Source organism: Pseudomonas sp. DW-iso17 (assembly GCF_058725345.1).
Genome location: NZ_JBZXEA010000003.1, coordinates 1 through 17,437 on the forward strand (window position 1 = coordinate 1; position 17,437 = coordinate 17,437).

A 17,437-nucleotide genomic window follows, 5' to 3' on the forward strand; every position below is an offset into this window, starting at 1 on the left:
AAGAGAACGATTTAAGTATCGCTTCTTGGCGTCCGTTGTCACGGGACAGGCCCACATATAGTGGCTCTGTGCTACCTTTATTGAGGGCTGCACCTCGCCTTTGATGAAGCTGACTTACTCCCTCCTTCTACCCGCGATCTTGGAACGGTGACACGCAATGGATGCAAGCATTCAGCCGATTGAACTTTACGGCCACACCCTTGAGACACCGCAAAGCAAGCTTGATACAAACCAGGTCAGGCAAGCATTCTCGACGATTGCCGCGACGTGGTCGCAGAAAATCAATGCGGGCTTTTACGATCTGTTTTCCAACCTGGATAGCGTCTACGAAGGCGGCGATGATCTAGCAGATAAGATCCGCCTCCAGGCAATAGGCCAAAGTATCAAGCTCACCGTGGCCCACGGGATCTACGATATCGACGAAGAGCGCTTCTACGACGCGTTCATGCAGCGCTACGACTCATGGGATGAAGATTTCGGCGTATTGGCCGAGCAATACGAAGCCATTGTCGAGCGTTCAGCCGAGGTGGATGCGCATCGCACCAATCGTCGCCGTGGTCGTCGCCAATGGGTAGGCTATGGTTCAGAGAAGGCGGTATACGATGCCGACGCCAAAAACCTGATGTCCAATATTGGTCATGGGGTATTCAACCTGATGGCCAAAGGGGTCAGCGCACTCGGCGACTCGTTTAAGAAAGACGAGATTTTCAAGCGCCCGGCAACGGTCAAGGCGTTCGCAGACGGTGCCAGCAATATCGTTAATGCGGCCTACCTTGCGACCCTCGATGCCATCAATGCCGATTCGCCCGGTAAGTTGCACAGCTATTCAAAGGACGAGATCAGAAAGTCCCAGGCGATTACCGAGAATATTGAAAAAGGCCTGATCCCCGACGAGGCCGTGTTGCCGTCGGCGGTCAAGGCGATCAGCGCTTATCCCTACAACGAGCGTATCTATCCGATCCTGCTACGAAAGTTTGGGGGTGATCAAGGGCGACTCGATGGTGTTGTGGAGTACTTCGGTATGGGCGGCCTGCTCAAGGAAAAGCAAGCTCTGATCCAGGAGCAATTGCGCCAGTGCGACCTCAGCACTGTGGAAAGTTTCAGCGCCAGTCGCCCGGACATCGAGCGCTATGCGCAATTTATCAATTATGAACGTTTCGATGAACACTGTGAGCGAGTGATCGAGAAAATCGTGGCGCGCGAGACGCAGGCAAGCGCGCTATCGGTTGTTACGCCTGTACTACCAGGCTCAGCGAAACGCGGCGGCTGCGGGTTGACCGTGGCGACTGCCGCCCAAGGTTTCAGGTCCAACGCCGATCACAAGTTCTATGTGGCGCCGGACTTGCCGACGAAGAAGGTCCTGACCTTCGAATCCAAGAACGCGTTGAACATTGCCAAGGACGAGGTGGTGTTCTTCTTCGACGAAACAGTGTTCGGCTCTGGCGACAAGGGCGTACTGGTTGATCTTGAGTACGTATACGTGCGCCTGCAATTCAAGGAGTCGCACCGCGTGGCACTTGCCGATATTGCCGACGTGACCATCAGCGGTCTAATGAATAAAAAGCTGACGATGGCCAAGCGTGACGGAACCAATGTGGATGTGGTGCTGACCCAAAGCAACAAAGGCGCGACCAGCCTAAGCGAAGCCATCCTCGGACTGGTGCGGTTGAGCAAGGCGGCGGTGAACTGATCTACCACGCCAATAATCTTTTGGGGCCTGGTTCTTTCCGACCTATGAGGTAGCGGCTGTGTGCCGCGCCTTACAAAATAGTTAATGGGTTCCACAAGGCGGCACCTTTAGGCGCACGCTGGGTGTTACCCCATTGGCAATACAAGGACGATGCACATGACCCTAGGCGATCTCGCTCAGATTCTGGAAGACCACTTCAGGCCCAAGGCCCGTGACATCACGCGCTTTGCAGGCACCGGCTACTCGTTTGAAGAGTGGTTCAACTGGGAACAATTCAGCGCGTTTACCGCTCTAGCGTTCGAGTGCAATCCCAAACCTGGCTACAGGACACACTTTACTGGCCACGCATCCGGCCAATTGGGTGACATCGCGATTTCGGCGAAGGATGGCACAACCTGGTTGGTGGAAACGTCGTTGGTGCATGCCTATACGCAAAACAAATGGAAAGCCAAAATCACAGAAGATCGGGCAAAACTCCAAGGCGCCGTTGCACAAGGGGTTCGCAAGGTTCAGCTAATGTTGTTGTGCAGTGATGTAGAAACAGACCTTCAGACCCAGTGGGCCTACTGGTTTGAGGATATGCCCTTTTGGGCCGCGCCAGACTCGAAAAAAGACTTTAGTGATGGTGAGCAGGGAGAAGTGTGCTTGTTACTTTGGGAGGTGGAGTAACGACAGCAGATGCCGTGCTCTTGGCATGACGGAACAGGTCGAACGCAATTGCCGCTCTCGTCATTCGGGCTTTCATTGAATCTCTGATGGGGGGCGGGTGTTAACGATCATCCTCCACACAGGCCTGCGCTAGCCCAGTAAGCCGCCCAGTGCGCCGCAACCTATCACCACCAGCCATGGCGGCAGCTTCCACACCATCAACGCGACCAGTGCGAGCAACGCCAACGCCACGTCATAGCCGTTGAAAACCGCACTGGTCCACACCGGCTGGTACAGCGCCGCCAACAACAGGCCAACCACCGCCGCGTTCACCCCGGCGAGCGCCGCCTGGGTACGCGGGCTTTTGCGCAGGTTGGCCCAGAAGGGCAAGGCGCCGAAGATCAGCAGGAACGACGGGGCGAAGATCGCCAGCAGCGCGATCACCCCGCCAGGCCAACCGCTCGGGGCGTGGGTCATGGAGGCGCCGAGGAAGGCGGCGAAGGTGAATAGTGGGCCGGGCACAGCTTGAGTGGCGCCGTAACCGGCGAGGAATACATCGTTGCTGACCCATTGGCTGGGCACCACTTCGGCTTGCAGCAATGGCAACACCACGTGGCCGCCGCCGAATACCAGCGCGCCGGTGCGGTAGAAGGCGTCCACCAGCGCCAGCGTGGGGTTGAGCGCCCATGCGGCGAGGAGTGGCAAGGCCACCAGCAACAGCAAAAACAGCATCAACCACAGGGCTCCGGTGCGGCGGCTGATGGCGATGGGCAGGGCGTCGGGCTCGGCACTGCTCTCGGGCTTGAACAACAGCAGGCCAGCCACGCCTGCAGCCACCATGACCCCGACCTGAGCCCAGGCGGAGGGTTGCAGCAGCACCACGCAGGCGGCGATCAACATCAACGCCACCCGTAAAACGCCTCGGCACAGGTTGCGTGCCATGCCCCACACGGCCTGGGCCACCACCGCCACGGCGACAACCTTGAGGCCGTGCAGCGCGCCATGGGGGAGGGCGCCGCCGTAGTGGGCCAGCCCCAGGGCAAACAGAATCAGGGCGATGGCCGACGGCAAGGTGAACCCGGCCCAGGCTGCCGCCGCGCCCCGGTAACCTGCTTGGGACAGGCCCAACGCGATACCGACCTGGCTGCTGGCCGGGCCTGGGAGGAACTGGCACAGGGCGACCAGTTCGGCATAGCTGCGCTCGCTGAGCCAGCGGCGGCGGGTGACGAACTCTTGGCGAAAATAGCCCAGGTGTGCAATCGGCCCGCCGAAAGAGGTGAGGCCCAGGCGCAGGAAGATCAGGAACACTGACCAGGGGCGGCTGCGGTGATCGGTAAGCTGGGGCAAGGGGATGTCTCGGGCAACGGTGCTGGATGTTGCCGACCATAACCAATTTTCATGACGCGTAGAAGCGCGGGTATTTTGCCGCCCCCATTGAATTTATCCGCGGTTGCTTGAGTCACTTAAAAGCAGTGTACTGTTTTCCATCCACTGGACCTCAAGGACCGATCATGACCTTTTTCATCTTCCTGCTTGCCTGCGCCGCCGCCGCCAGCACTGGCGTGATCTTCAAACCGGGCGCCTGGTACGAATCCCTGGTCAAGCCCAGTTTCACCCCACCCAATTGGCTGTTCCCAGTGGCCTGGACGATCATCTACCTGCTGCTGGCCTGGGCCGGTTACCGCTTGACCCTGATCCCCGGCAGCGAAATGGTGTTGGCCCTGTGGGCGGCGCAAATTGCGTTGAACACCCTGTGGACGCCGGTGTTCTTTGGTGCCCATCGGTTGTTCGCCGGGATGGTGATTATCGTGCTCTTGTGGCTGACCGTAGCGGCGATGGTGCTGCTGGCCGTGCGCCTGGATTTGATTACCGGCCTGATCCTGTTTCCGTATCTGGTGTGGCTGTGCGTGGCCGCGGCGTTGAACTTCTCGATCCTGCGTAATAACCGCTGATGGCCTACCAGCATTGGCCTGCCAGCGAGCCCGAACTGGCCCAGATGCGGCGCTTCAATCGCACACTGGCGTGGATGCCGCGCTTCAAGGTCCGCAACCGCGTGATGCCGCGTCTGATCCAGGCGCTGTTGCGTGCCAGCCAGACCTTCAAGAAGGCGCCCCTGGCGGAACGCAAAATGCTCGGGGCGATCCCCTTGCGCATCCTGCGCCCGGCAGGCCCGCCCAGAGGCGTAGTGCTGGACATCCATGGCGGTGGCTGGGTGATTGGCAATGCGCAAATGGATGACGACCTTAACCTCGGCATGGTGAATGCGTGCGACGTGGCCGTAGTGTCGGTGGATTATCGACTGGCGGTGGATACGCCAATTGAAGGGCTGTTGGATGACTGCCTGACGGCTGCGCGCTGGCTTTTGGCGGACTGCCCGGAGTTTGCCGGCCTGCCGGTGTTTTTTGTCGGTGAATCGGCCGGCGGGCACCTGGCGGCGGCCACTTTGTTGGCGCTCAAGCAATGGCCCGAGTTGCTCCAGCGGGTCAGCGGCGCGGTGTTGTATTACGGCGTCTACGATTTGACCGGCACCCCCAGTGTGCGCACGGCCGGGCCGGACACCTTGTTGCTGGACGGGCCGGGCATGGTCCAGGCGCTGCGCCTGCTGACGCCGGGGATCAGCGACGAGACGCGCCGTCAGCCACCGTTGTCGCCCTTGTATGGGGACTTTGAAGGGCTGCCGCCCGCGTTGATGTTTGTGGGTGAACTGGACCCGCTCAAGGATGACACTCTGCTGATTGCCGAGCGATGGCCAACGGTGGAGGCTCATTTGCTGCCAGAAGCGGCCCACGGGTTTATTCACTTTCCGGTGGCGATGGCCGATCGCGTGTTGGCTTACGCTCGCCAGTGGATAACGAGCCGCATCCTTGGCGATGAGCGTTAGTATCGAGGCGGTGCAGGCCGCTGACATTCCCCAGGTGCTGAGCTTCGCTTTGCTGGCGCGGGATGAACTGTTTCCCACGCTCAGTGCCACCGGCGTCCCCCACGATCTGGCGCAGTTTGAAGCGATCTACCTTGAGGGGGGCGGGCGGTTTTTGATTGCTCGTGCCGAAGGCCGGATCGTTGCCTCGGTGGCTTATCGGCCCTACGACGGCCGCTTCCCGCAGTTGAACTACCAGGGGCGCAAGACGGTGGAAGTGGTGCGCCTGTATGTGCTCCCGGCAGCGCGACGCTTGGGCCTGGCGGGCCGGTTATACCGCTCGCTGGAGGCGCTGGCGCGGGCCGATGGCGTAGAGATGATGTACTTGCATACCCATCCGTTTCTGCCCGGTGCGATTGATTTCTGGCGCAGGCAGGGGTTTGAGGTGGTGGATGTCGAGGCCGACCCGATATGGCAAACCACCCACATGCATCGGCCTCTGTAGGTGAAGTGTGGGAGGGGGCTTGCCCCCGATAGCGGTGGGCCAATCACCGATGTATTTGCTGACACTCCCTCATCGGGGGCAAGCCCCTCCCACATTTGGACCACAGTTGGCCGTCAGACCGTCACCAGAGCAAGCTGCCCCAACCTACGGATTCAGTTGGAGCGCAGGCGCAGGATTTGCGCGCCGTCGAACGGGTCCGTCAGGTAATGCCCCTGCACGCCGAAGGTCTCCTGCAAGCGCTGTGGCGTCAGCACTTGCAGCGGCGCGCCCAGCGCCACCAGTTGCCCGCGATCCAGCACGGCCAGGCGATCACAGGTCAACGCCTGGTTCAAATCATGCAGCGCAATCAAGGTGGTCACTGGCAAGCCTTGCACGCCTTTGAGGATCGCCAGTTGATGTTGGATATCCAGGTGATTGGTCGGCTCATCCAGCAATAAAATCTGCGGGCGTTGCGCCAGGGCGCGGGCGATGTGCACGCGCTGGCGTTCGCCCCCCGAGAGGCTGCGCCAGGCGCGTTGGCTCAGGTGGGTGGCGTCTACGTCATGCAGGGCCTGGTGCACGATGGCGTCGTCCTCGCGTGACCACGGGCTCAACGCCGACAGCCATGGCGTGCGGCCCAGGGCCACGGCATCGAACACGCGGATCGCGTCGTCGGTGTCGGCCTGTTGCTCCACAACCGCCAATTGCTGCGCGATGGTGCGGCGCGACAACTCACCGAGCCGCTTGCCACCCAGGCGAACTTCGCCGCTGGCCGGCACACGCAAGCCGGCCAGCAATTTGAGCAGGGTGGATTTGCCTGAACCATTGGGCCCGACGATACCGAGGGTTTCACCCAACTGCACGTCCAGGTCAATGTCACGCAGCAACTGCGCGTCACGCACTTTGAAGCCCAGGCCGCGGCAACTGAGCACGCTCATCGCGCATTCCTCCGGCCAATCAGGATCAGCGCAAACACCGGCGCGCCTACCAATGCGGTCACCACCCCCACCGGAATCACCTGGCCCTTGATCAAGGTGCGCGACAGCACGTCTGCAGCGATCAGAAACAGCGCGCCCCCCAAGGCGCTGGCCGGCAGCAAGCGCGAATGCCCGGTGCCAAGCAACAGGCGCACGGCATGGGGAATCACCAAGCCGACAAACCCGATGGAGCCGACGATGGACACCATCACCGCCGTCACCAGCGCGGCGCAGGCCACCAGCACAAATTGCACGCGGCGCACCGGGATGCCGAGGGAGGCCGCCGAGTCGCTGCCGAAGGTGAACGCATCCAGTGCACGCCGGTGCCACAGGCACACCACGAGCCCCACGACCGCCACCGGCACCGCCAACCACACCGACGGCCAGCGTACGCCGCTGAGGTTGCCCAGCAACCAGAACATAATGCCGCGGGCTTGTTCGGAACTGGCCGACTTGGTGATCAGGAAGGCGGTCAGGGCATTGAACAACTGTGAACCGGCGATGCCCGCGAGGATGATCTGCCCGGTACCGCTGGACGATCCGCTGGCCCGCGCCAGCAGCGTCACCAGCGCAAAGGCCGCCATCGCCCCCACAAACGCGCCCGCCGACAACGACACCAGGCCACCGCCCACGCCGATCAAGGCCACGAGCACCGCGCCGGTTGACGCGCCGGCGCTGATGCCCAGCAGGTACGGGTCGGCCAGCGGGTTACGCAGCAGCGATTGCAGGATCACCCCGCACGTTGCCAACCCTGCGCCGCAAGCTGCGGCCACCAATGCACGGGTGAGGCGGTAGTTCCACACCACGCCTTCGTCGATGGGGTCCAGTACGTAGCCGGCGCCCCAGAGTTTATTGGCGAGCACCTGCAGCACCACCTGCGGTTCGATAGCGGTTTCACCGATGGCGACGCCAGCGAGCAGGGCGAGCAGCAGCAACGCCAGGGCGAGTAGGGTGCGCATCATTGGCCCAGGTGGTAGCCGTCAATGGCGGCCGCCAGTTGTTCAAGGCCCTCGAAGGTGCGCAGGCTCGCCTGCAAGGCCAGAGCGTCGAGGATGATGATGCGGTTGTTCTTCACCGCGTCCATGTTGCGGGTCACGGGGTCGCTGCGCAGGAAGGCGAGTTTCTTTTCATGGTCGTCGGCCGGGTAGCGACGGCGGTCCATGCGTGCGATCACCAGGAAGGTGGGATTGGCCTTGGCGATGGTTTCCCAGCCGACGGCGGGCCACTCCTCATCGGACTGCACCACGTTACGCAGGCCAAGGGTTTGCAGCATGAATTGCGGCACGCCTTTGTGGCCGGCTACGTAAGGGTCGCTGGCCATTTCGGCGCTGGAGAACCACACCAGTGCACTGGCTTGCTGCAAGCCCTTGCCTTGGGCCGTGGCGACGGATTTGGCCAGGCGCGCCTTGAGTTCGTCGGTCAGTTGTTGGCCGCGATCCTGCACGTCGAAAATCTGCGCCAGTTGCTGGAGGCTCTGGTAGATCGTCTCGATGCGAAAGGGCTCCAATCGCGTGCCATCGGCGCCCACCAGGTTGTCCTTGCCTTCGCAGTCGGACGGCAACAGGTAGGTGGGGATCTTCAGTTCATGAAACTGCTCACGGGTGCCGACCACGCCTTGGGGGCCCACCACCCATTCCAGCTCGGCGGCCACCAGTTGCGGGCGCTTGGCGAGTACGGCTTCAAAGCTGGGCTCGTTGTTGGCCAGGCGCTCGATGTGATCGTCCTGGGCCTTGTACTGCGCCGCCACGTTGTTGAACCACAGCGAAGTGCCGACCACCTTGTCGCCCACGCCCAGGGCGTAGAGCATCTCGGTGGCGGCCTGGCCGATGGTGACGCTGCGGGCGGGGGCGTGCTGGAAGGTCAGGGTGCTGCCGCAGTTTTGCAGGGTCAGCGGGTACTGAGTGGGCGCGGCTTGCGCCAGGGCACACACACTCAAACCTGCGATCAGGGCGGTAACGCGTGGCAGCATGAGGCGATCTCCTTGTGAACCGTAGGTGCAGCAGGGGAGGTACGGCTCGGAAATACGCCCATGGGCGCTGCTGATACGCAGGGCCAGGATGTCCTTCCCGGACACCCCGCCGGTTAGTGAATTAGCTGGGCCGGCAGGTCTCCTGACTGATGCGTCGTCGCCATGCCCCGCCTTCCCGGACGTGGTCCAGTGGCATTCAAGGGCAGGCTCGGCATCTACAGTTGCGGGGGCAGTTTCGGTTCACGCCGCGTGCGGCGTTTCGAATTCCCTGTTAGTCCCATACGGGAACCGGCGGCCGTATGGTAAGCGATCATCCCTGTAGGAGCGAGCTTGCTCGCGAAGGTCGTCAACGATAACGCTGGGCACCTGATGCCCCGCGGCGCTTTCCTGTTCTTCGCGAGCAAGCTCGCTGCTACAAAAGAAGCGTCAGAGCCGAATATCCTGGGGGCCGCGGATCAGCGCTTCGATCCGGGTGCCTGTGGCGCGCTCTTCGTTGCTGAAGCCGTCGTAGTCGGCCAGGTTGGCGAAGCGGATGCCGGTCAATTGTTCGATCGCAATCACACTGCGCTGGTAGGTTCGCAGCGGGCCGAATACCAGGTCGAGTTGGCCCAGCTCGCGGCTTTGGTCGATCATGTAGGCGCTGGCGGACGGCTTGCCCTCGTCGCTGAGGTAGGCCACCACTTTCCAGAACGCCTTGGGGATTTTCACGCCACGGTAAAGTCGGTCGTCATCGGCGAACACTGGTCCGGTAAATACCGTGGCCCGGGCTTTCCAGCGCTGGGTGTTGTCGAGGATGTAGTCTTCCAGTTCCAGCCAGGTCTTCTGGTTGAAGCCGCTCATTTGAGGGGAGCAGTTGGTGAAGTGAAAGGTGTCGAAGTTGGCGGTGGTCGCCTCGTCGCCCCAATTGGGATCCTGGCGCCGTACCAAGTGTCCGCGGTCCAGGCCATTGCCGGCATAGAGCTCTTCACCTACCTGCGCCTCCAGGGGTAGGCGACCATCGTAGGCCCAGGTGTCGTTGCTGCGGGTGATGTCTACATGCTTGGCGCCGTCGATATTCACCCCCACGTAGAGCGCCAGTCGTCGAGAGCGCGACAGGGTGATGGAGAAATGCGTGTAGTCCAGACGCTTGGGTTGCACGTCGCCCGCCAGTGGCTGGTCAACCGTGGGCCATGGCATCACGAAGTCGCTGAGGAAGTCGTCGGCATAGCCAGCGCGGTTTTTGAGGTCCTTGGCCGCGGTGACGCGCGGCGTCGCGGCTTTGGCTTCCAGCAGGGTGGGGTTGGCCGCGACCAATGGGCGCAGGTCGGCGAGCCTTGGGCGGTGGGAAAGGTCGATGTTGGCTGTGCGGGCGGGCATGGGCATGTTCCTTATGGGCCTCGGATAAACACCACTGAAACACAAACTCATGACAATTTGGCCCAGGGGGCGAACACAGGGCTATCCTGAAAACCGTTACCCGGACGTTCACCACACGCCAAAAAGGAGCCAGCTCATGTGTGTTCGCCAACCGCGCAACCCGATTTTTTGCCTGATCCCGCCGTACATGCTCGACCAGATCGCACGCCACGGCGACAAAGCCCAACGGGAAGTCGCATTACGCACGCGCGCCAAAGACAGCACGTTCCGCTCGTTGCGTATGGTCGCGGTACCCGCCAAGGGCCCGGCCCGCATGGCACTGGCCGTGGGCGCCGAGAAGCAACGCTCGATCTACAGTGCCGAAAACACCGACAGCCTGCCCGGCAAGCTGATTCGCGGCGAAGGGCAGCCCGCCAGTGGCGATGCCGCGGTGGACGAAGCCTATGACGGCCTGGGCGCAACCTTCGACTTTTTCGACCAGGTCTTCGACCGCAACTCCATCGACGATGCGGGCATGGCGCTGGACGCCACGGTGCACTTCGGCCAGGACTATAACAATGCGTTCTGGAATTCGACCCAGATGGTGTTCGGCGATGGCGACCAGCAGCTGTTCAACCGCTTCACCGTGGCACTCGACGTCATTGGCCATGAGTTGGCCCATGGCGTGACCGAGGATGAAGCCAAGCTGATGTATTTTAATCAATCCGGTGCGCTGAACGAGTCGCTGTCGGATGTGTTTGGTTCGCTGATCAAGCAGTACGCGCTGAAGCAAAAGGCCGAGGACGCCGACTGGTTGATCGGCAAGGGGCTGTTTACCAAAAAGATCAAGGGCACCGCTCTGCGTTCGATGAAAGCGCCGGGCACCGCGTTTGATGACAAGCTGCTGGGCAAAGACCCGCAGCCTGGGCACATGGATGATTTTGTGCACACTTACGACGACAATGGTGGCGTGCATATCAATTCTGGCATTCCCAACCACGCGTTCTATCAGGTGGCCACCCGGATTGGCGGGTTCGCCTGGGAGCGTGCCGGGCGTATCTGGTATGACGCACTGCGCGATTCGCGGTTGCGGCCCAATTCCGGGTTTTTGCGTTTTGCACGTATCACGCACGATATTGCCGGCCAGCTTTATGGTGTGAACAAAGCTGAGCAGAAGGCAGTCAAGGAAGGCTGGAAAGCGGTGGGCATAAACGTTTGACAAAGCCGCCTGAGCGGCGAGGAAAAACCATGCGAATTTCAATCAAGGAAAGCGGCGGACCGGCGTTTTTTCCGGGGTTGGCCAAGCCGCGCACGGTAGAGTTGGCCGCGCTGCCCGAGCCTGATCAGCAGGAGTTGCGGCAACTGATTGAAGCGTCGGACTTTTTCCAGTTGCCGCAAAGCACCGATCCCGAGCCTGGCAACCCAGGCCGGGTGCATTACACCCTGACAGTTGCGGAAGGCAAGCGCGAGCACACGGTCTGTGTGCTCGCGCCGGTGAATCCCCCGGCACTGGACGGGTTGGTGCAGTGCGTGCGACGGCATAGTCGGGGCTGACTTGGGCCTATTGGCTAGATGAGCTCAGCAAGATCCGATGGGCTGAAGGCTTTCAGGCTGGAGGTCTCTCCCGTGCGAATTTTGCTGGCCCACTGTGGGTCGCTCAGTAATGCGCGGCCAACGGCGATGAGGTCAAATTCTTCGCGTTCAAGCCTGTGCACTAGATTATCCAGGCTGGCGGGTTGAGAGCTTTCGCCTCCGAAGGCGGCAAGAAAGTCCCCGGACAGGCCGACCGAGCCCACGCTGATGGTCGCCGCGCCGGTGAGTTTCTTGGCCCAGCCGGCGAAGTTCAGCCCCTGCTCGCCATCCAGTTCGGGAAATTCGGCTTCCCAGAAACGCCGTTGTGAGCAATGCAGGATATCGACACCCGCTTCCACCAACGGCACCAGCCAGTCCGACATGGCGTTCGGCGTGGTCACCAGGCGCGCGCTGTAATCCTGCTGCTTCCACTGGCTCACCCGCAATATCACGGGGAACGCCGGGCCTACTGCTGCACGTATCGCCTTGACCACCTCTGCGGCGAAACGCGAGCGCTCCTTGATGGATGCGCCATTGAACTGGTCGGGACGCTGATTGGTGCCTTCCCAGAAGAACTGATCGAGTAAGTAACCGTGTGCACCGTGTATTTCAACGGTATCAAACCCTAACCGTTTGGAGTCGGCAGCCGCCTTGGCGTAAGCCGCAATCGTATCGGCGATGGCTTCATCACTCATCGCGTCACCGCGTGGCGTACTGGGTGCGGCGAGGCCGGAAGGGCCTTCGATACCTGTCTCGGGCGCCCAGTCGTTGAAGGGATTGCCCACCGATCCGACATGCCAGATTTGCGGCCCCATTTTGCCGCCTGCCGCATGCACGCCGTCGATGACCTGTTTCCAGCCCGCCAATGCCCGGTCGCCATGGAACAGCGGGACGCCGGGGTCGTTACGTGCGCCGGGGCGATCAATGGCGGTGCCTTCTGAGAGAATCAGCCCGACGTCGTGTTCGGCACGTCGGCGATAATAGGCGGCGACGTTTTCTTCTGGTACACCGGTGGGGGAAAACGAACGGGTCATGGGTGCCATGACGATGCGATTTTTCAGGGCCAGGGATTTCAGCGCAAATGGCTGAAACAAAGCATCCAGATTCGTAACACTCATTGCCAGAGACTCCATTTGAAATGAGTCTTGATAGTATATTGTGTATACCTAATATCAATTAGGCACTTTAAAGCTATCAGGTATCCCAGAGGAAACCACATGCTCGATCATGACCCGGCGCTGACTCAAGACGGTACCGTGAAGGTATTCAAAGCCGATTGCTCCAGCCGATTATTGCTTGATCAGATCACCGACAAGTGGTCGGTGCTGATACTGGGCTCTTTGTGCGAAAAACCGTTGCGCTTCAATGAAATCAGGCGTCGCCTGGACGGCATCACGCAAAAAGCTCTGACCCAGAGCCTGCGCCGTCTTGAGCGCAGTGGCATTCTGGCGCGCCGGGTCATCGCGTCTTCGCAGGTGGCGGTGGAGTACAGCATTACGCCGCTGGGGGGGACGCTGGAAGAGCCGTTCAAGGCGCTTTACGCCTGGACGCTCAGCCATTCGGAAGCGGTGCTGCAGGCGCAGGCGGCGTTCGATGCGCGCACCGACGATGCCTAGCCGTTGCAGCTTTACTTGCGATCCAGCCACACCGTCTGCGCATTGCAGAACTCGCGTACGCCGAAGTGCGACAGCTCGCGGCCGAACCCGCTTTTCTTCACGCCGCCAAACGCCACCCGCGGGTCTGAGACGCTGAACGCGTTGACAAAGACCCCGCCGGTTTCCAACTGATCGGCAATAGCCCGCGCCTTTGCCGAGTCGCTGGTGAAGATGCTCGCGGTCAGGCCAAACTCGCTGTCATTGGCCAGCGCCACGGCGTGCTCGGCGTCGCGGGCGGTGATGATCGAGGCCACGGGGCCGAACAGTTCCTGTTTGAACGACGTCATTTGGTCGGTAACGTCGGCCAGTACGGTCGGTTCGTAGTAATTGCCCGCGCCCGCGACTTTATGGCCACCCAACAGCAGCGTGGCGCCTTCTTCCAGGGTCGCCTGGACCTGGCCGTGCAGTTCGTCACGCAGATCAAAACGCGCCATGGGGCCGATATAGGTGGCGGTCGAGGTGGGTTCCCCCATTACCAGGGCGCGGCTGGCTTCGAGGAATTTGGCGGTGAAGGCTTCAACCACGCCCGCTTCGATGATCAAGCGCTTGGCGGCGGCGCAGACTTGGCCGCTGTTCTGGAAGCGGCCGATGACGGCGGCTTGTACGGCGGCGTCGAGGTCAGCGTCGTTGAGCACGATAAAGGGGTCGGAGCCGCCCAGTTCCAGCACGCATTTCTTCAACGCGGCCCCGGCCTGTGAGCCGATGGCGATGCCGGCACGCACGCTGCCGGTGAGCGTCACGGCGGCGATGCGTGGGTCGGCGATGGCGGTGGACACGCCGTCCTGGGTTACGTTGATGACTTCAAACACGCCTTCGGCAAAACCGGCTTTGCGCAACGCTTGCTGGATCAGGTAGGCGCTGCCCATTACGTTGGGCGCATGTTTGAGCACGTAGGTGTTGCCGGCAAGCAGGGTCGGCACCGCGCCGCGCAGTACTTGCCATACCGGGAAGTTCCACGGCATTACCGCGAGGATCGGGCCCAGTGGGCGGTATTCGATCCGGGCGCTGCCGTTGTCCACCAGGGTGGGCTCCGGGGCGAGCATGGCCGGGCCGTGGGCGGCGTACCATTCGCTCAGTTGGGCGCACTTTTCGATTTCGGCGCGGGCCTGGGCGATGGGTTTGCCCATTTCCAGGGTGATCATTTGCGCCATGTCTTCAGCTTGCTCACGCAGGGCGGCAGCCAGGGCCAGCAGGTATTCGGCGCGCTGGCTCACAGGCGTGCGGCGCCAGGTGCGGAAGGCATCGGTCGAGCGGGCGAGGGCGGCGTTCAGCTGTTCTGCGCTTTCGTAGGGGTAGCTGCCGACTGTTTCGCCGCTGGCGGGGTTGATCGACAGGGCGTGGGTCTGGTGGGAGATAGCATTGTTCATGGCACCGTCCGGCTGAATGAGTGGAATGGGGCCAGCGTACGGGGCTGTATGTTTTCTGGAAACTGAATAATATTAAGCAATATATTCTCATTACGAGAATGTTTGGCCTAAGCTCGTCCCCACGCTCTGCGTGGGAATGCATCCCATGACGCTCCGCGTCAAAGACCTATGCGCCAACGATCGGACGCGGAGCGTCCGAGGCAGCGTTCCCACGCAGAGCGTGGGAACGATCATGTACATGATTGGAGAATGATTTGGATCTTGTGCAACTGGAAATCTTCAAGGCCGTCGCCGAGCAAGGCAGCATCAGCGCCGCCGCGCAGTTGATTCATCGCGTGCCATCGAACCTCACCACGCGCATCAAACAACTGGAGCAGGACCTGGGCGTGGAGTTGTTTATCCGCGAGAAAAGCCGCTTGCGCCTGTCGCCGGCCGGGTGGAATTTCCTTGGCTATACGCGGCGCATTCTCGACCTTGTGCAAGAAGCCCGTGCGACGGTGGCGGGGGAGGAGCCCCAAGGCGCCTTTGCCCTGGGCTCGCTGGAGAGCACGGCGGCCGTGCGTATACCTGCGTTACTGGCGGCGTATAACCAGCAATACACCAAGGTCGAGCTAGACCTGAGCACGGGTCCCTCGGGCACCATGATCGAAGGTGTGCTGTCGGGCCGGCTGACGGCGGCCTTTGTCGATGGGCCGGTGCTGCATTCCACGCTAGAGGGTGTGGCGGTGTTCGAGGAAGAGATGGTGGTGATTGCGCCACTGCATCACGCGCCGATCACCCGCGGCCAGGATGTGAATGGCGAGAACATCTATACGTTTCGCTCCAACTGCTCTTACCGGCATCACTTCGAACGCTGGTTCTCACAGGATGGCGCGGTGCCGGGCAGGATCTTCGAGATCGAGTCGTACCACGGCATGTTGGCCTGTGTCAGCGCCGGGGCCGGGCTGGCGCTGATGCCACGCAGCATGCTGGAGAGTATGCCGGGGTGTGCGGCGGTGAGTGTGTGGCCGCTGCCCGACACATTCCGTATCTTGAATACCTGGCTGATCTGGCGGCGGGGCACGGTGTCACAAAGCTTGAACAGCTTCGTAAAACTGCTGGAAGAACGCAATCTGCCAGCATCCTAGATCAAATGTGGGAGCTGGCCTGCGATAGCGGAGTGTCAGTCAATGAATCTTTAACTGAACCGCCTCTATCGCAGGCAAGCCAGCTCCCACAGGTGTCGTACATCAGCCGCCGAACTGCAGGGTGCCCATGGCCAGTTTGGCCATGATTGCCGTCGCGCCCAGTTGTACCAGCCATAACGCCAACCCACCGAGGAATACTCCCAGCGCAACCTGCAACACCAGGCTCTTCTGGCGCTTGGCTTGCGGTGCGCGTGGGGCGTAGTCGTGCAGTTCGTCGCGGTCGGCGCGCAGGTCCAGGTCATCGTTTCTCATTAGGGTTCTCGCAGCAAAGAGGCAGTCGGCGTTCAGTCTAGTGTGTTCACCAATAAAAAGGGGGGAGCCAGTGGCTTCCCCCTTCGTCTCACGTTTGCCGGCTTGCTTACAGCACCTCGACAATCGCCTTGGTCACGGCACCAATGTTCGATTGGTTCAGCGCCGCTACGCAGATACGGCCGGTATCCAGTGCGTAGATACCAAACTCGCTGCGCAGACGGGTGACTTGCTCAACGCTCAAACCGGAGTAGGAGAACATCCCGCGCTGGCGACCGACGAAGCTGAAGTCATGGCCTGGAGCCGCCTTGGCCAGTTCGGCCACCATCTGCTCGCGCATACCGCGAATGCGCAGGCGCATCTCGGCCAGCTCGGCTTCCCACTGGGCGCGCAGCTCAGGGTTGTTCAACACTGCGGCAACGATGGCTGCGCCGTGGGTGGGCGGGTTGGAGTAGTTGGTGCGGATCACACGCTTGACCTGGGACAGGATGCGCGCGCTTTCTTCCTTGGACTCGCTGACGATCGACAGCGCGCCTACGCGTTCGCCATACAAGGAGAACGACTTGGAGAACGAGCTGGACACAAAGAAGGTCAAGCCTGATTCCGCGAACAAGCGCACCGCGGCGGCGTCTTCGTGGATGCCGTCGCCGAAGCCCTGGTAGGCCATGTCGAGGAACGGCACCAGGTTCTTGGCCTTGACCACGTCCAGCACGTTTTGCCAGTCGGCCGGGCTGAGGTCGACGCCGGTCGGGTTATGGCAGCAGGCGTGCAGCACCACGATGGACTGTGGCGGCAGGGCGTTGAGGTCTTCGAGCAGGCCGGCACGGTTCACGTCGTGGGTGGCGGCGTCGTAGTAGCGGTAGGTCTGCACCGGGAAACCGGCTTTTTCAAACAGCGCCTGGTGGTTTTCCCAACTTGGGTCGCTGATGGCGACGACGGCGTTGGGCAGCAGTTGCTTGAGGAAGTCGGCGCCGATTTTCAGCGCGCCTGTGCCGCCCACGGCCTGGGCGGTAATCACACGGCCGGCGCTCAACAGCGGCGACTCAGCGCCAAACAGCAGCTTTTGCACGGCCTGGTCGTACGCCACGATGCCGTCGATTGGCAAGTAGCCACGGGCGGCATGTTGCGCCACACGAATGGCTTCCGCTTCGGCAACGGCACGCAAGAGTGGAATCTTCCCCTCCTCGTTGCAGTAAACGCCCACGCCAAGGTTCACCTTGGTGGTTCGTGTGTCGGCGTTGAATGCTTCGTTGAGGCCCAGGATTGGATCGCGTGGTGCCATTTCGACAGCGGAGAACAGGCTCATTTTTGCGGCAGCTCTATGGGGGGTAGGAGGGACGTGTCGCGCTCCAGCCGAATGCACTAGAGCGGTGCACAAACGGGGAGCTAGTATAGAGGCCATCACGGCTGAGAGCGACAACGGAAACGGCTTTTCGGCCATGTTTTT

At 61.3% G+C, this 17,437-nt stretch carries 18 protein-coding genes and 1 riboswitch; of the genes, 9 read left to right on the plus strand and 9 right to left on the minus strand.

All coding sequences use genetic code 11. From position 1 onward, the window contains the following. Nucleotides 1–157: 157 nt before the first annotated feature. Nucleotides 158–1,690 carry a hypothetical protein gene (locus AC4PS6_RS02385; RefSeq protein ID WP_103452327.1) on the plus strand — a complete coding sequence of 511 codons (1,533 nt, stop codon included), beginning with the start codon at nucleotides 158–160 and terminating at the stop codon, nucleotides 1,688–1,690. Nucleotides 1,691–1,846: 156 nt separating this feature from the next. Beyond that, complete coding sequence (locus tag AC4PS6_RS02390) at nucleotides 1,847–2,359, plus strand: hypothetical protein (RefSeq protein ID WP_060767750.1); 513 nt, start codon at nucleotides 1,847–1,849, stop codon at nucleotides 2,357–2,359. 129 nt (nucleotides 2,360–2,488) lie between these two features. Here AC4PS6_RS02390 and chrA read toward each other — a convergent pair whose 3' ends face one another. Beyond that, on the minus strand, nucleotides 2,489–3,685 hold the full coding sequence (gene chrA / locus AC4PS6_RS02395) for a chromate efflux transporter (RefSeq protein ID WP_336827378.1): 1,197 nt from the start codon (nucleotides 3,683–3,685) through the stop codon (nucleotides 2,489–2,491). Between the two features lie 164 nt (nucleotides 3,686–3,849). On the opposite strand from chrA, the gene tspO reads away from it, so the two are divergent. The 3 genes from tspO to AC4PS6_RS02410 are packed head-to-tail and all read left to right on the plus strand — an operon-like array spanning nucleotide 3,850 to nucleotide 5,700. Continuing rightward, nucleotides 3,850–4,290, plus strand: coding sequence for a tryptophan-rich sensory protein TspO (gene tspO / locus AC4PS6_RS02400; RefSeq protein ID WP_014719179.1), 441 nt, complete (start codon nucleotides 3,850–3,852; stop codon nucleotides 4,288–4,290). Further along, nucleotides 4,290–5,219, plus strand: coding sequence for an alpha/beta hydrolase (locus AC4PS6_RS02405; RefSeq protein ID WP_014719178.1), 930 nt, complete (start codon nucleotides 4,290–4,292; stop codon nucleotides 5,217–5,219). The genes tspO and AC4PS6_RS02405 overlap by 1 nt, the downstream gene beginning before the upstream one ends. Further along, nucleotides 5,209–5,700: a GNAT family N-acetyltransferase gene (locus AC4PS6_RS02410; RefSeq protein WP_137204280.1), complete on the plus strand. Its 492-nt coding sequence runs from the start codon at nucleotides 5,209–5,211 to the stop codon at nucleotides 5,698–5,700. The genes AC4PS6_RS02405 and AC4PS6_RS02410 overlap by 11 nt, the downstream gene beginning before the upstream one ends. A 152-nt stretch (nucleotides 5,701–5,852) precedes the next feature. Here AC4PS6_RS02410 and AC4PS6_RS02415 read toward each other — a convergent pair whose 3' ends face one another. The 4 genes from AC4PS6_RS02415 to AC4PS6_RS02430 form a co-directional block, all read right to left on the minus strand. Further along, on the minus strand, nucleotides 5,853–6,617 hold the full coding sequence (locus AC4PS6_RS02415) for an ABC transporter ATP-binding protein (RefSeq protein ID WP_014719176.1): 765 nt from the start codon (nucleotides 6,615–6,617) through the stop codon (nucleotides 5,853–5,855). Beyond that, nucleotides 6,614–7,618: a FecCD family ABC transporter permease gene (locus tag AC4PS6_RS02420; protein ID WP_020302465.1), complete on the minus strand. Its 1,005-nt coding sequence runs from the start codon at nucleotides 7,616–7,618 to the stop codon at nucleotides 6,614–6,616. The genes AC4PS6_RS02415 and AC4PS6_RS02420 overlap by 4 nt, the downstream gene beginning before the upstream one ends. Continuing rightward, complete coding sequence (locus AC4PS6_RS02425; protein ID WP_014719174.1) at nucleotides 7,615–8,625, minus strand: ABC transporter substrate-binding protein; 1,011 nt, start codon at nucleotides 8,623–8,625, stop codon at nucleotides 7,615–7,617. Before AC4PS6_RS02425 ends, AC4PS6_RS02420 begins: the two co-directional genes overlap by 4 nt. Before the next feature lie 115 nt (nucleotides 8,626–8,740). After that, nucleotides 8,741–8,933: riboswitch (cobalamin riboswitch) on the minus strand. Nucleotides 8,934–9,051: 118 nt separating this feature from the next. After that, nucleotides 9,052–9,981 carry a DNA/RNA non-specific endonuclease gene (locus tag AC4PS6_RS02430; RefSeq protein ID WP_492180636.1) on the minus strand — a complete coding sequence of 310 codons (930 nt, stop codon included), beginning with the start codon at nucleotides 9,979–9,981 and terminating at the stop codon, nucleotides 9,052–9,054. Nucleotides 9,982–10,117: 136 nt separating this feature from the next. Here AC4PS6_RS02430 and AC4PS6_RS02435 point away from each other — a divergent pair, with 136 nt between their 5' ends. Continuing rightward, nucleotides 10,118–11,179 carry a M4 family metallopeptidase gene (locus AC4PS6_RS02435; RefSeq protein ID WP_336827380.1) on the plus strand — a complete coding sequence of 354 codons (1,062 nt, stop codon included), beginning with the start codon at nucleotides 10,118–10,120 and terminating at the stop codon, nucleotides 11,177–11,179. 29 nt (nucleotides 11,180–11,208) lie between these two features. Continuing rightward, on the plus strand, nucleotides 11,209–11,514 hold the full coding sequence (locus tag AC4PS6_RS02440; RefSeq protein WP_492180637.1) for a protealysin inhibitor emfourin: 306 nt from the start codon (nucleotides 11,209–11,211) through the stop codon (nucleotides 11,512–11,514). Between the two features lie 14 nt (nucleotides 11,515–11,528). On the opposite strand, the gene AC4PS6_RS02445 is transcribed toward AC4PS6_RS02440, so the two are convergent. Beyond that, nucleotides 11,529–12,650 carry an NADH:flavin oxidoreductase gene (locus tag AC4PS6_RS02445; protein WP_014719171.1) on the minus strand — a complete coding sequence of 374 codons (1,122 nt, stop codon included), beginning with the start codon at nucleotides 12,648–12,650 and terminating at the stop codon, nucleotides 11,529–11,531. A gap of 99 nt (nucleotides 12,651–12,749) precedes the next feature. Here AC4PS6_RS02445 and AC4PS6_RS02450 point away from each other — a divergent pair, with 99 nt between their 5' ends. Continuing rightward, complete coding sequence (locus AC4PS6_RS02450) at nucleotides 12,750–13,148, plus strand: winged helix-turn-helix transcriptional regulator (protein ID WP_019820843.1); 399 nt, start codon at nucleotides 12,750–12,752, stop codon at nucleotides 13,146–13,148. An 11-nt stretch (nucleotides 13,149–13,159) separates the two neighbouring features. Here AC4PS6_RS02450 and AC4PS6_RS02455 read toward each other — a convergent pair whose 3' ends face one another. Then, the gene (locus AC4PS6_RS02455; protein ID WP_020302101.1) at nucleotides 13,160–14,554 is read right to left on the minus strand and encodes an aldehyde dehydrogenase family protein; all 1,395 of its coding nucleotides are present in this window, start codon (nucleotides 14,552–14,554) and stop codon (nucleotides 13,160–13,162) included. Nucleotides 14,555–14,808: 254 nt separating this feature from the next. Between AC4PS6_RS02455 and ptrR the strand changes: the two genes are divergently transcribed. Further along, a complete protein-coding gene (gene ptrR, locus AC4PS6_RS02460; RefSeq protein ID WP_019820847.1) occupies nucleotides 14,809–15,681 on the plus strand; it encodes a putrescine utilization regulator PtrR in 873 nt (290 codons plus the stop codon). Nucleotides 15,682–15,783: 102 nt separating this feature from the next. Here ptrR and AC4PS6_RS02465 read toward each other — a convergent pair whose 3' ends face one another. Together AC4PS6_RS02465 and AC4PS6_RS02470 are read right to left on the minus strand one after the other, a co-directional pair. Next, nucleotides 15,784–15,993, minus strand: a complete 210-nt coding sequence (locus tag AC4PS6_RS02465; protein ID WP_005789784.1) for a hypothetical protein — start codon at nucleotides 15,991–15,993, stop codon at nucleotides 15,784–15,786. Nucleotides 15,994–16,099: 106 nt separating this feature from the next. Continuing rightward, on the minus strand, nucleotides 16,100–17,296 hold the full coding sequence (locus tag AC4PS6_RS02470; RefSeq protein WP_137270621.1) for an amino acid aminotransferase: 1,197 nt from the start codon (nucleotides 17,294–17,296) through the stop codon (nucleotides 16,100–16,102). Between the last annotated feature and the right edge of the window lie 141 nt (nucleotides 17,297–17,437).